Here is a 13,442-nt window from a genome sequence, read left to right on the forward strand (position 1 = left end):
CCGGGTCGACTCCGTTGCCGGTGGGCGCCGCGTTGCCGGTGAGCGCCGTACCCGAGTCGACCCCGTTGACCGGGAGTCAGGTCCGTTGACCGTGATCCGGCGCCGATGCTAGAACCGTGCTGCCAGCATGTGCAACCCTCGTTGCACATGTTGCAACCTGTGCGGATGGAGGAACACGGTGGAGCAGACCTTCACAAGCAGTGCGACCGGGCCGGGCATCGCCCGCGGCGCGGTGGCCGCCCTGGCCGACGAACCGCTCGACTGGCGGTTCAAGGCCGCGCCACCCGGCGCGTGGGGCCGCACCACCCGGGAGTGGCTCGCCACCGGCCCCACCCTCTCCTCGCTCGGCACCCCGCTGCTCACCCTCGACGGCGCCGCCCTCGACCACAACATCCGCACCATGGCCCACTGGTGCGCCAAGGCCGGGGTCGCGCTCGCCCCGCACGGCAAGACCACCATGGCGCCCGCCCTCTGGCAGGCCCAGCTCGACGCCGGCAGCCACGGCATCACGCTCGCCAACCTGCCCCAGGTGTGGATCGCCCGGGCCTTCGGGGTGCAGCGCGTCCTGCTCGCCAACACCCTGCTCGACCCGGCCGGACTCGCCTGGCTGGCCGAGGAGCTCGCCGCCGACCCGGACTTCGCCTTCCTCTCCTGGGTCGACTCCGTCGAGAGCGTGCGCCTGATGGACGAGGCGCTGCGCGCCGCCGGAGCCGAGCGCCCGATCGAGGTGATGGTCGAACTCGGCGGCCCCGGCGGGCGGACCGGCGCCCGCGGGGTGGACGCCGCGGTCGCGGTCGCCGCCGCGGTGCTGCGCGCCCCCACGCTGCGCCTGGCCGGAGTCGGCGGCTACGAGGGCGCGCTCGCCCACGACGCCTCGGCCGAGGGGCTGGCCGCCGTCCGCGGCTACCTCCGGGAGCTCGGCGAACTGCACGGCCGGCTCGCCGGCGCCTACCCGGACGGCGTGCGGCCGGTGGTCTCGGCCGGCGGCAGCGCCTACTTCGACCTGGTGGTCGAGGAGCTGGCGAAGCTGCCGGAGGCGTTCGTGGTGCTGCGCTCGGGGGCGTACATCGCCCACGACGACGGCTTCTACCGGGGCATCTCGCCGCTGGCCCGCGGCGGCGGGGAGGTGCCGTTCCGCGGCGCGCTGCACGGCTGGGCCCGGGTGGTCTCCCGGCCCGAGCCGCAGCTCGCGCTGCTGGACGCCGGCAAGCGCGACCTGCCCTTCGACGAGGGCCTGCCGGAGCCGCAACGGGTACGCGGCGGCGCCGAGTTGACCGGCACCGCGGCCAGGATCACCGCGCTCAACGACCAGCACGCCTTCCTGCGCGACGCGGGCGACCTCGCGCCGATCGGCGCGGTGCTGCGGCTGGGCGTCTCGCACCCGTGCACGGCCTTCGACAAGTGGACGGCCATCCCGGTGCTGGACGACGCGAACGCGGCCGAGCCGAAGGTCACCGGCCTGGTCAGGACGTTCTTCTGATGCCCGGGCAGAGATCGGCCCGGGCGACGGTCTTCCGGGGCGCGACCGTCGTCGACGGCACCGGCGCCGAGCGCTACCGGGCGGACGTCCGGATCGCCGACGGCCTGATCGCCGAAATCGGCGAGGGCCTGGACGCGCCCGAGGTGGTGGACGCCGACGGGCTGGTCCTGGCCCCCGGCTTCATCGACATGCACGCCCACTCCGACCTCGCCCTGCTGCGCGAACCCGAACACCCGGCCAAGGTCACCCAGGGCGTCACCTGCGAGGTCCTCGGCCAGGACGGCCTGTCCTACGCCCCGGTGGACGGCATCACGCTGCCCGCGCTGCGCCGCCAACTCGCCGGCTGGAACGGCGATCCGGACGGCTTCGACTGGGACTGGCGGGACGTCGCCGGCTACCTGGACCGCATCGACCGCACCGGTGTCGCCGTCAACGCCTGCTACCTCGTACCGCACGGCACGCTGCGGATGCTCGCCATGGGCTGGGCCAACCGCGCGCCCACCCCGGCCGAACTCGACCGGATGCGGCAGGTGCTGGCGAAGAGCCTGCTGGACGGTGCGGTCGGCATGTCCAGCGGCCTCAGCTACACCCCCGGGATGTACGCCGACACCGCCGAGCTGGTCGAGCTGTGCACCGTCGTCGCGGCCTACGGCGGGTTCCACGCCCCGCACCAACGCTCCTACGGCGAAGGGGCGTTGGAGGGATACGCGGAGATGGTGGAGATCGCCCGGCAGAGCGGCTGCGCACTGCACCTGACCCACGCCACGATGAACTTCAGGGTCAACCGGGGCCGGGCCGGCGAACTGCTGGAACTGCTCGACCAGGCGCTGGCCGACGGCGTCGACCTCACCCTGGACAGCTACCCCTACCTGCCCGGATCCACCACCCTGGCCGCCCTGCTGCCCAGTTGGGCCACCGAAGGCGGCCCGGCCGCGACGCTGGCCCGGCTCTCCGACCCGGCGCAGTGCGCCAGGATCCGGTACGAGGTGGAGGAGAAGGGCAGCGACGGCTGCCACGGCGTGGTCACCGACTGGACGACGATCCAGATCTCCGGCGTCCGCTCGGCCTCGCTCGCCGGGGCGGTCGGCCGTACCGTCGCCGAACTCGCCGTGGAGGAGCGACGGACCGGCACCGAGGTGTTCCTGGACCTGCTGCGCCGGGACGAGTTGGGCACCACGATCCTCCAGCACGTCGGGCACGAGGACAACGTCCGGGCGATCATGCGCCACCGCGCCCACACCGTCGGCAGCGACGGGCTGCTGGTCGGGTCCCGGCCGCATCCGCGGGCCTGGGGCACCTTCCCGCGCTACCTCGGCCACTACAGCCGGGAGTTGGGCGTCCTGACGCTGGAGGAGACGATCGCCCGGATGACCGGGCGCCCCGCCGCCCGGCTGGGCCTGGACCGGCGCGGCCGGATCGCCCCCGGCCACCACGCCGACCTGGTGCTCCTCGACCCCGACGCCGTCCGGGACGCCGCCACCTTCGAGCACCCCCGGCGGCCCGCCGAGGGCATCGAGTACGTGTACGTCAACGGCACCGCCGTCGTCCGGCAGGGCCGCACCACCGGGGCCCGCCCCGGGCGCGCCCTGCGCCGCACCGACCGAGGAACCCTGGCCATATGACCGAGCACCCCGCCACGACCGATCCTTCGCCGCCGAGTGAGTTGCCAAGCGCGCTGCTGCGTGAACCGCTGGGTGAAGCCTCGCAGGAGTCGCTGCGCGAGCTGTTGCGCGCCGACCCGGTGATCGCGGTGGTCCGCGCACCCCGGATCCCCGACGCCGCCGCGCTCTGCGCCGCACTCGCCGATGGCGGCATCAACCTGACCGAATTCACCTACACCACACCGAATGTGACGGATCATCTGCTCCAGGCCTCGAAGGCCGGCTGGCGGGTCGGCGTCGGGACGGTGCTGACCGCCGAGCAGGCCCGGCGCGGGATCGAGGCCGGGGCGTCCTTCCTGGTCACCCCCGGCTGCCGCCCGGAGGTCGCCGAGGCGGGGGCCGCCGCCGGGGTGCCGGTGGTGCTCGGGGCGCTCACCCCGACCGAGGTGGCGCACGCGGTGGACCTCGGCTCCGCCGCCGTCAAGATCTTCCCGGCCCGGGCGTTCGGCCCCGGCTACTTCAAGGACCTGCGCGGCCCGTACCCCGACGTCCCACTGGTGGCCTCCGGCGGGGTGAACGCGGGCAACGCGGCCGAGTTCCTGGCGCACGGCGCCCTCGCGGTCTGCGCGGGAACGGACGTGGTGCCGCCGGACGTGGTCGCGGCGGGGGACTGGGCGGAGATCACCCGGCGGGCCCGCGCGTTCACGGCGGCCTGCGGGGAAGCTGGAGAGTAAGGGGCGTCGGCGGGCGAGGCGGGCTGTCGGGACGGCCGGGATTGGACGAGAATCGGGGGCACCCGGCTCAACTCCCTCCCCGCCCGGCCACGTCCGGGCCCCGGACCCGGCAGGAGGAACCGCCATGACCTCGACCCGCCCCGGCCCCGACTGGCTCGCCGACGCCGTGCTCTACCAGATCTACCCGCAGACCTTCGCCGACTCCGACGGTGACGGCATCGGGGACTTCGCCGGCATCGCCGCGCACCTGGACCACCTCTCCTGGCTCGGCGTCGACACCGTCTGGCTCAATCCCTGCTTCGCCTCGCCGTTCCGCGACGCCGGGTACGACGTCACCGACTACCTCGCCCCCGCCCCGCGCTACGGCAGCGCCGAGGACCTGGCGGCCCTGGTCGAGGCCGCCCGCCGCAAGGGCATCCGGGTCCTGCTGGACCTGGTCGCCGGGCACACCTCCGACCGTCACCCCTGGTTCCTGGCCTCCGCCGAGGACCCGTCCGACCACCGGTACATCTGGTCCGACCGCCCGGTGGACGGCTTCGTCGCCTCGCCCGGCAGCCGCCCCGGCTGGTATCGGCCGAACTTCTTCGACTGCCAGCCCGCGCTCAACTTCGGCTACGCCCGCAGCAGTTCGGCGGAGCCCTGGCGGCAGGCGGTGGACGCGGACGGCCCGCGCGCCAACCGCTCGGCACTGCGCGGGATCATGGCGCACTGGCTCGGCCTCGGGATCTCCGGCTTCCGGGTGGACATGGCGTACTCGCTGGTCAAGGACGACCCGGGCAAGGTGGAGACCGCCAAGCTCTGGACCGAGCTGCGCGACTGGCTGGACCGCACCCACCCCGAGGCCGCCCTGCTCGCCGAGTGGGGGGACCCGGCCGCCGCCGTCGCGGCCGGCTTCCACGCCGACTTCTTCCTGCACTTCGGCGGCGAGGACCACGGCCTGCCGCTGCGCTCGCTGTGGAACAACAACGGCGGGACGGTCGAGGAGTTCTGGCACCAGGAGGCCTGCTACTTCGAGGCCGAGGGCCGGGGCACCCCGCAGCCCTTCCTGGACGCCTGGCGCTCCGCCGCCGAACTCACCGAGGGCAGCGGGCAGATCGTGCTGCCCACCGCCAACCACGACTTCTCCCGGCTGGCCACCGGCCCGCGCACCGCCGAGCAACTCGCCCCGGCCTTCGCCTTCCTGCTCACCTGGCCCACCCTCCCGGCCGTCTACTACGGCGACGAGATCGGCATGCGCTACCTGCCGGGCCTGCCCGACACCGAGGGCAGCGTGCTCGGCCCGGGCTTCAACCGGGCCGGCTCGCGCACTCCGATGCAGTGGACGCCGGGCCCGACCGCCGGCTTCTCCAGTGCGCCGCCCGAGCGGCTGTACCTGCCGGTGGACCCGGACCCGCGCCGCCCGGACGTGCTCTCCCAGCGCGCCGACCCGACCTCGCTGCTGCACACCGTCCGGCGGCTGATCTCGCTGCGCCGGGAGCACCCGGGGCTGGGTTCGGCCGGCGGGGTGGAGGTCCGGCACGCCGGGTACCCGCTGGTGTACACCCGGGCCGGGCGGTACCTGGTGGCGGTCAACCCGCGCCGGGAGCCGGCCGCCGTACGGCTGTCGGACCTGTCGAGGGTCATTCGACCGCTGGACGTCCAGGGCGTGCGGGTGGCGGACGGGGAGCTGCGGGCGGACGGGTTCTCGTACGGGATCTTCGATCTGGGCTGAGCGCGGGACCTTCGGTCCGGGCCGAGCAAGGGGTCCCGGGCTGAGCGCCGGGCGAGGGAGCCGGGCCGGATGCGGGGCCCGGCTTTCGATCCCTGTCGGATGGTTGTAAGCTACATCGATAGTTGGTTGCATTCACCACCCGTATTGGTTGTATTTGCCACCCACTAGTGAAGCTGAGAGACACCACCGGAGGACGGTACGAACACCATGGGCACACCCCGGAACCCCGCCGCAGCGCCCACCCTGGGGCACTCGCTCAAACACCTGGCCATCCACCTGATCACCCCGCTGCTGATGTGCCTGGGCATGGCGCTCGCCTATCAGGGCGCCTTCCACCAGCCGCAGCCGCACCACCTGGAGGTGGCCGTGGTCGGCACCACGCCGCAGGCCACGGGCCTGGCGCAGGCGATCCAGGCCAAGGCCGGGGACGCGCTCGACGTGCGCACCGTGGACGACCGCGCCGCCGCCGAGCAGCAGCTGCGCGACCGCGAGCTGGTGGGGGCCTTCGTCCCGGACGCCAAGAGCCCCGAGCTGATCGTCGCCAAGGGGAACTCGGAAACCTCGGTGGTGGCCGCCACGGCGGTGTTCACCAACGTCACCGACCAACAGGGCGTGCCGCTGCACGTCACCGACCTGACCACCCCCGCCAAGGGCGACCCGACCGGTCAGGGCCTGTTCTTCCTGCTGGTCGCGCTGAGCATCGGCTCGTACGCGAGCGTCGCGGTGATCGGGGCGGCCGGCGCGGGGCTGAGCATCGCCGTGCGGGCGCTGGTCGGGGTGGTGGTCTCGCTGGCGGTCAGCGTGATCGGGATCGTCACCGCGGGGCCGGTCTTCCAGGTGGTCGACCACGACCACGCCGCGATCTGGGCGCTCGGCTGGCTCTACTCGGCGGGCATCGTGCTGATCGGCATCGGCCTGCACAGTTTCCTGAAGAAGTGGACCACGCTGGCGCTGATGGTGCTGTTCGTGATGCTGAACTTCACCTCCTCCGGCGGGGTCTACCAGCCGGAATTGCAGAACGGTTTCTTTGCGGGCCTGCACGGCTTCTGGACCGGTGCCGGCTTCCTGGAGGGCGCACGCAGCATCCTGTACTTCGACGGCGGCGCGGGCCTCGGCGGGCACCTGGTGACCCTGCTGGTCTGGCTGCTGCTCGGCGGCGCGGCCATGGTGGCCGCGGCGATGTACGAGGGCCGTGGACGGCGCCCGGTGGAGACGCCGCAGGAGGCCGAGGAGGAGATGGAGGAGGCGGTCGCGGTCTGACCATCCGACCACGACCGCCCCGCAGGGGCTTCACCCGGGCCACGGGCATCGGCACCGGGTGGGGATCGACGGCCCGCGCCCGGCTCCGGACAAGCCGGACGCGGGCCGTCGCACGTGCCGATCCACCGTTATCGCTGCCGCTGCCGCTGCCGCTGCCGTTCTACCGGTACGCCGCCTGCCCGGTGAGCGCCTGGCCGACCACCAGGGTGTGGATCTCGCTGGTGCCCTCGTAGGTCAGCACCGACTCCAGGTTGTTGGCGTGCCGGATCGGCGAGTACTCCAGCGAGATGCCGTTGGCCCCGAGGACCGTCCGGCACTCGCGGGCGATCGCCAGCGCCTCGCGCACGTTGTTGAGCTTGCCGACGCTGACCTGCTCCGCGCGCAGCCGCCCGCCGTCCTTGAGCCGGCCGAGGTGGACGGCCAGCAGCGCGGAGTTGCCGAGCGCGAGCGCCATGTCGGCGAACTTGCGCTGGGTCAGCTGGAAGCCGCTGATCGGCCGGTCGAACTGGACCCGCGTGTCCGCGTACCGCAGCGCCGCCTGGAGCGAGTCCCGGGCGGCGCCGACCGCGCCGAACAGGATGCCGAACCGCGCCTCGTTCAGGCAGGACAGCGGACCGCGCAGCCCCCGCGCCCCCGGCAGCCGCGCCTCGTCGGGCAGCCGGACGCCGTCCAGGTGCAGCTCGGAGGTGACCGAGGCGCGCAGCGACAGCTTCTGCCTGATGTCGCGGGTGGTGAAGCCGGGCGTGCCGCGCGGGACGAGGAAGCCGCGCACGCCGTCCTCGGTGTTCGCCCAGACGGTGGCGACGTCCGCGATACCGCCGTTGGTGATCCACATCTTGGTGCCGTCGAGGATCCAGTCCGAGCCGTCGCGCACCGCGCGGGTGCGCATCCCGGCCGGGTTGCTGCCGAAGTCCGGTTCGGTGAGCCCGAAGCAGCCGATCGCGGTGCCGGCGGCGAGCCTCGGCAGCCACTCCCGTTTCTGCTCCTCCGATCCCCACCGGTGGATCGAGTACATCGAGAGCGAGCCCTGGACGGAGACGAAGCTGCGGAAGCCGGAGTCGGCGGCCTCCAGTTCCAGGCAGGCCAGGCCGTAGGAGACGGCGTTGGTGCCGGCGCAGCCGTAGCCCTCCAGGTGCATCCCGAGCAGGCCCAACGCGCCGAGTTCGGGGGCGAGTTCGCGGGCGAAGTGGGCGTTGTCGAACCACTCCGGCAGGTGCGGGCGGACCCGGTCGGCGAGGAACTTGGCCACGGTGGCCTGGATCTCGCGCTCCTCCTCGGTGAGCAGGGTGGCGAAGTCGATCAGGTCGAGCGGGTCGGACATGGCGGTGCTCATGCGTGGTCCTCGGGGTGCTTGTCGGGTGTGGGCCGGTCGTGGGGGGCGTCCAGCCAGGCGGTCAGTTCGGCGGTGTGCTCGCCGAGCCGGGGCGGGGGCAGCTGGTAGCGGGGCGGGGTGCGGGAGAGGCCGATCGGGTTGGCGACCAGGTCCAGCGGGCGGCCGTCCGGGCCGGGCAGCGGTGCCCGGGGGTGCAGGCCGAGCGAGTCGGCGAGGTCGAAGGCCTCGGCCAGGTCGTTCACCGGGCCGCAGGGCACGCCGAGTGGGGTGAGCAGCGCGAACCACTCGGCGGCGGTGCGCCGTTCGAGCCGGGCGGTGAGCTCGCGGGCGAGCTCCGTCACATGGGCGACCCGGTCGGAGTTGGTGGCGAAGCGCGGGTCGGAGGCCAGCTCGGGCGCGCCCACGCCCCGGCAGAGCGCGGCGAACTGCCGGTCGTTGCCGACCGCGACGACCAACGGGCGGTCGGCGGCGGTGAACACCTCGTACGGCGCGATGGACGGGTGGCGGTTGCCGAGGATGCCGGGCACCGCGCCGGCCAGGGTGTAGCCGGCGGACTGGTTGACCAGGCCGGAGAGCAGCGTGGAGAGCAGGTTCAGTTCCACCAGCTGGCCCCGGCCGGTGGACTCGCGCTCGCGCAGCGCGGCCAGCACGCCGACCGCCGCGTGCAGCCCGGTCAGGACGTCCACCAGCGCGACGCCGGCCTTCACCGGCTCGCCGGGGGCCGGCCCGGTGACCGACATCAGACCGCCGACGGCCTGCACCAGCAGGTCGTAGCCGGGCAGTTCGGCGCCTCGGCCGGAGCCGAAGCCGGTGATCGAGCAGTAGACCAGTCGCGGGTTGAGGCTCTGGGCGTTCGCCGGGCCGAGTCCGTGGCGGTCCATCGTGCCGGGGCGGAAGTTCTCCACCAGCACGTCGGCCCGGCGGACGAGTTCGACGGCGCGGGCCTGGTCGGCCGGGTCGCGCAGGTCGAGGGTGAGGGAGCGCTTGTTGCGGTTGACGGAGAGGAAGTAGGTGGCCTCGCCCTGGGCGTGCGGCGGGCCCCAGGCGCGGGTGTCGTCGCCGGTGCCGGGCTGCTCGACCTTGATCACGTCGGCGCCGAGGTCGGCCAGCAGCATGGTCAGGTAGGGCGCGGCGAGGACCCGGCCGAAGTCGGCGACCAGGAGGCCGTCCAGTGGGAGCCCGGTCACGACCGCCTCCTCGCCGGACCGTCCGTGGACGTCGAGCCATCGGAGGTCGAGCCACCGGAGGTCGCTCCGCCGGCCGTCGCTCCGCCCGCCGTCGCGTCACCGGAGGGCGCGTCGCCGCGCAGGTGCGGGCGGGCCAGCAGCAGATAGAGGCCGCCGGCCGCGAGCACGACCACCGCCGAGAGCAGCACCAGGTAGTCGTCGTACCAAGCGGCGTCCGGGGTGCGGCCCCAGCAGATGTTGACGATCGCGGCGACGCCGTAGACCAGGGCGCCGATGTTCACCGCCAGGCCCCAGCGGCCGAGCCGGAAGTCCCCGCTCGGGCGCCAGCCGCGCAGCCGGGCCCGCAGGGCGGCCAGCACCACCATCTGGAAGGCCAGGTAGATGCCGATGCTGGAGAAGGAGATGATCTTCGTGAGCGCCCCCTCGGACAGCGCCGAGGCACCCACGATGATCACGCCGGGCAGCGCCGCGGCGAGCAGCAGCGCGTACGGCGGCACCCGCAGCCGGTCGGAGACGGTGGCCAGCAGCCGACTGCCCACGATCATCCGGTCCCGGGCGAAGGAGTAGGCGAGCCGGCTGGCGGCGGCCTGGAGGCTCAGCACGCAGGACAGGAAGGAGATCAGCACCACGCCGATCACCACCCGGGCGCCGGCCGCGCCGAAGGCGTCGTGCAGCACCGCGGCCACCGGGTCCTTGTCGTCGCCGGAGACCACCGCGCCGATGTCCCGGATCGACATCACCAGGGCCAGGCTGACGCCGATCGCGGCCGCGCCGCCGACGTAGATGGTGCGCCGCATCGACTTGGGGATCTGCCGGCCCGGGTCGGGCACCTCCTCGGCGACGTCGCCGCAGGCCTCGAAGCCGAAGAAGAGGAAGACCGCGATCAGCCCGGCGGCCAGGAAGGCGTCGGCGTAGTTGCCGTCGCCGCCCGCGCCGAAGCTGTCGAAGACCACGCCGAGGCCGTGGTAGCGGTGCGTCAGCAGCAGCCAGGCGCCGACCGCCAGGGCGCCGAGCAGCTCGGCGGCGAAGCCGAACATCGCCGCCGCCGACAGCACCCGGGTACCGCCGAGGTTGATCACGGTGGCGAGCGCCAGCAGGCCGAGCGCGCACCACACGGTGGTCGCGGTGCTCGGCTCGACGCCCAACAGGACGGCCACGTACGGGCCGGCGCCGTAGGAGACGGCCGCGATGGTGGACATCAGCGCCAGCAGGTAGACCCAGCCGGTCAGCCAGCCCCAGGTGCGGCCCCAGAGCCGGCGGGCCCACGGGTACACCCCGCCGGCCACCGGGAACTGGGCGACCACCTCGCTGAACACCAGGGCCACCAGCAGTTGGCCGAGGCCCGCGATCAGGAAGCTCCAGACCATCGGCGGCCCGGCGGTCTGGAGGGAGGAGGCGAAGAGGGTGTAGACGCCGACGACGGGGGAGAGATAGGTGAAGCCGAGCGAGAAGTTCGCCCACAGGCTCATGTCGCGTTTGAACTCGGAGGTGTAGCCGAGGGCGGCCAGCCGTTCGGCGTCCGGATCGGCGGAAGGGAGGGTGGCACGTGCACTGGCATCGGTCATGACCAGCTCCTGGGAACGTGTCGTGATGCGTGGGGAGCGCTACGGGGGTTGGCGCCGGGGAGTGCTGCGGGGGTTGATGCCGGGAAGTGGTGCGGGTTGACGCTCGGGCCGAGGTTGCGGGAAAACATACGAGATTGAGTTTCTAGCGGCAAGGGTGCGCGCCCGACCGGAGGTACTCTGCGGGGAACATCCGGCCGCGCGGCGATCCGGCGGCGGCGACCGAGGAGGGGCGGCGTGATGACCATCGGCAGTGCGACCCCGCTGCTCAGCGCCGTCCTCGCCCCGCTGACCGACCTCGGGCGCGCGGACGCGGTGGCCCGCCGGATCACCGAGGCGATCGCCCTCGGACTGGTCGCCGACGGGGACCAGCTGCCCAGCGAGAACGACCTCGCCGACCAACTCGGCGTCGCCAACGGCACCGTCCGCGAGGCGCTCGCGCTGCTCCGCGAGGCCGGACTGATCGAGACCCGGCGCGGCCGCAACGGCGGCAGCTTCGTGCGCACCCCGGCCGAGGGCTCGGAACGCCTCCAGCTCGCCCGGCTGAGCGACCTCGCCACCGTGGACCTGCGCGACCTCGGGGACGAGGAGTTGGCCGTCTTCGGCACCGCCGCCCGGCTGGCCGCCGAACGCGCCCCCGCCGACCTCGGGACCCGGCTCACCCGGCTGGTGCACGAGTTGCGCGATGCCACCGGGCCCGCCGAGCAGCGCCGTGCCGACGCCCGCTTCCACATCGAACTCGCCGTCGCCGCCCAGTCGGTACGGCTCACCCAGCTCGCCGTCCGGCTCCAGGCCGAACTCGGACCGCTGCTCTGGCTGCCCGCGCCGTACGGGCCGGACCAGGAGCGCTTCGCGGAGCAGCACCGGGAGATCCTGGTCGCCGTGCTGGCCGGGGACGCGGCCGGTGCCCGGGCCGCCGCCGAGGCGCATGTGGTGGCCTGTGTGCACCATCTGGTCCGGCGTCACCTGGAGTTGGCGGACGACGGCTGAGCCGGGGGCGTGCCGTCGTCCCCGGAACCCTCCCTCGCCGTCGGAGCCGTCATGACCAGCACCTTCAGCCCTGCCCTGCCCGCCGTCCTGCCCGTTGCCCTGCCCGATGCCCTCGACCGTCTCGCGGTGGAGCGGTGCGCCCGGCGGATCGCCGCCGCCGTCGAATCGGTGCTCGCCGAGCTGGACGGCCTGCGGGCGGCCGCCGCCGACTGCTGGAGCCGGGCGGCCGCCGCGGGGCGCCGGCCCGCCGCCGCCGAACTCGCCGCGGTGCACGGGGCGGTGAGCGAGCTGCTGGCCGGGACCGGCTCGCGCTGGTTCGGCTGCGGGGCGGTCGCGGCGCCCGGCGCGCTCGCCGACGCCGAACTGCACGTGGAGTGGTGGTACCGCGGCGCGCGCGGGGCGGGGGAGCGGCGGCTGCGGCTCGCGCTCGACCCGGCGGACGCCGAGTTCTACGACTACCGGGTGCTGCCCTGGTTCGCCCGGCCCCGGGACGAGGGACGGCCCGTGGTGGCCGGGCCGCATGTCGACCTGCTCTGTGCCGACCGGTACGTGCTGTGCTGCGCCCGCCCGGTGGTCGTCCCGGGCGCGGGCTTCGTCGGGGTGGCGGCCGGGGACGTCCCGCTGGCCGCGCTGGAACGGCTGCTGGTGCCCGCGTTGCGCGCGCTGCCCGGCGAGGCCGCGCTGCTCGACGGTGAGGGGCGGGTGTTGGCCGCCACCACCCCCGCCCTGCCGGTGGGTTCGCTGGCGCGCGGGCTGCTCGCGGACCCGGCGGTCGGGCGGGGGGCGGTGCCGTCGGAGGCGGTGGACTGGACCGTGGTGGGCGGCCGCGGCGACTTGTTCGTATGACCTTCATTCGTGAAGGTATTAATGGCTTCGCCTCCGGCTAGTCGGGCTTCCGGCGGCCGGGCGGCGTGCTGAAGCAGCAGTCCCCGCAGAGCCCGGCGCCCGGCCCCACCCGGTAGTAGAGGCAGCAGCTGTTGCGCCGGAACGCCGTGCCGCGCGGCCCGGTGCGCAGCGTGCCCGACCCGGCCAGCGGCTCGCGCTCCAGCAGCTCCGCGACCAACGCCGTTGCGGCGCCCGGCGCATGGGCGTCCAGCACCCGCAGCGTCCCGGCCAGCGCGGAGGCGGCGTTGCCGAGCAGCAGACGGCGGGAGAGCGGGGCGGCGGCCCGTACGGCGGCCGCCAGTGGCTCCAACTGGCCCAGCAGGACGGCCTGGTGGAGCTGGTCGGCGAGCGTCCCGGCGGCCGAACGGGCCGGCTCCGGCGGGCTCCACAGGTCGAGCGGGCCCTGATCCGGAATCCGCACCCAGGCGTCCTCCAGGGTCGGGACCGTCCCCAGCAGGACGGCCGAGCCGAGGCCCACCGACCAGAAGCGGGCGGCCAGCCCCAGGTGCAGGATCGAGGCGGCGACCCGGGGCTCCCCGGTGCCGAGGCGCTGGGCCACCACCCGCAGCCGCGCCGCCAACGGAGCGTCCGGGCCGGTGCCGTGCAGCTCGGCCAGCGGCCGGAAGCCCTCCGGCGGTCGCCCGGTCGGGGTGGTGTCCAGCGCGAAGTACGGTCCGACGGCGGCGAGTCGGGCGTAGT

The 13,442-nt window shown here is 74.1% G+C and carries 11 protein-coding genes; 7 read left to right on the forward strand and 4 right to left on the reverse strand.

Annotated elements, in window-relative coordinates:
* Positions 1-178: 178 nt before the first annotated feature.
* From QWJ13_RS16825 to QWJ13_RS16845, 5 genes are all read left to right on the forward strand, one after another.
* Positions 179-1,480, forward strand: a complete 1,302-nt coding sequence (locus QWJ13_RS16825) for an alanine racemase (RefSeq protein WP_316525354.1) — start codon at positions 179-181, stop codon at positions 1,478-1,480.
* Positions 1,480-3,102 (forward strand): N-acyl-D-amino-acid deacylase family protein, encoded by a 1,623-nt coding sequence (locus tag QWJ13_RS16830; protein ID WP_316525355.1) that lies wholly within the window; start codon positions 1,480-1,482, stop codon positions 3,100-3,102. Before QWJ13_RS16825 ends, QWJ13_RS16830 begins: the two co-directional genes overlap by 1 nt.
* Positions 3,099-3,815 carry a bifunctional 4-hydroxy-2-oxoglutarate aldolase/2-dehydro-3-deoxy-phosphogluconate aldolase gene (locus QWJ13_RS16835; protein ID WP_316525356.1) on the forward strand — a complete coding sequence of 239 codons (717 nt, stop codon included), beginning with the start codon at positions 3,099-3,101 and terminating at the stop codon, positions 3,813-3,815. The genes QWJ13_RS16830 and QWJ13_RS16835 overlap by 4 nt, the downstream gene beginning before the upstream one ends.
* A 124-nt stretch (positions 3,816-3,939) precedes the next feature.
* A complete protein-coding gene (locus QWJ13_RS16840; RefSeq protein ID WP_316525357.1) occupies positions 3,940-5,526 on the forward strand; it encodes an alpha-amylase family glycosyl hydrolase in 1,587 nt (528 codons plus the stop codon).
* A gap of 207 nt (positions 5,527-5,733) precedes the next feature.
* Positions 5,734-6,786: an ABC transporter permease gene (locus QWJ13_RS16845; protein ID WP_316525358.1), complete on the forward strand. Its 1,053-nt coding sequence runs from the start codon at positions 5,734-5,736 to the stop codon at positions 6,784-6,786.
* Positions 6,787-6,946: 160 nt separating this feature from the next.
* Here the strand turns inward: QWJ13_RS16845 and QWJ13_RS16850 are convergent, their stop codons facing one another.
* From QWJ13_RS16850 to QWJ13_RS16860, 3 genes are all read right to left on the reverse strand, one after another.
* Positions 6,947-8,119: an acyl-CoA dehydrogenase family protein gene (locus tag QWJ13_RS16850; protein WP_316525359.1), complete on the reverse strand. Its 1,173-nt coding sequence runs from the start codon at positions 8,117-8,119 to the stop codon at positions 6,947-6,949.
* A complete protein-coding gene (locus tag QWJ13_RS16855) occupies positions 8,116-9,234 on the reverse strand; it encodes a CaiB/BaiF CoA transferase family protein (RefSeq protein ID WP_432277555.1) in 1,119 nt (372 codons plus the stop codon). The genes QWJ13_RS16850 and QWJ13_RS16855 overlap by 4 nt, the downstream gene beginning before the upstream one ends.
* Before the next feature lie 68 nt (positions 9,235-9,302).
* Positions 9,303-10,871 (reverse strand): APC family permease, encoded by a 1,569-nt coding sequence (locus QWJ13_RS16860; protein WP_316525361.1) that lies wholly within the window; start codon positions 10,869-10,871, stop codon positions 9,303-9,305.
* A gap of 237 nt (positions 10,872-11,108) precedes the next feature.
* Here QWJ13_RS16860 and QWJ13_RS16865 point away from each other — a divergent pair, with 237 nt between their 5' ends.
* Together QWJ13_RS16865 and QWJ13_RS16870 are read left to right on the forward strand one after the other, a co-directional pair.
* Positions 11,109-11,858: a FadR/GntR family transcriptional regulator gene (locus QWJ13_RS16865; RefSeq protein ID WP_316525362.1), complete on the forward strand. Its 750-nt coding sequence runs from the start codon at positions 11,109-11,111 to the stop codon at positions 11,856-11,858.
* 51 nt (positions 11,859-11,909) lie between these two features.
* The gene (locus QWJ13_RS16870; RefSeq protein WP_316525363.1) at positions 11,910-12,704 is read left to right on the forward strand and encodes a cache domain-containing protein; all 795 of its coding nucleotides are present in this window, start codon (positions 11,910-11,912) and stop codon (positions 12,702-12,704) included.
* A 37-nt stretch (positions 12,705-12,741) separates the two neighbouring features.
* Here the strand turns inward: QWJ13_RS16870 and QWJ13_RS16875 are convergent, their stop codons facing one another.
* Positions 12,742-13,404, reverse strand: coding sequence for a (2Fe-2S)-binding protein (locus QWJ13_RS16875; protein WP_432277556.1), 663 nt, complete (start codon positions 13,402-13,404; stop codon positions 12,742-12,744).
* Between the last annotated feature and the right edge of the window lie 38 nt (positions 13,405-13,442).

Source organism: Kitasatospora brasiliensis (genome assembly GCF_032654805.1).
GTDB classification, from domain to species: domain Bacteria; phylum Actinomycetota; class Actinomycetes; order Streptomycetales; family Streptomycetaceae; genus Kitasatospora; species Kitasatospora brasiliensis.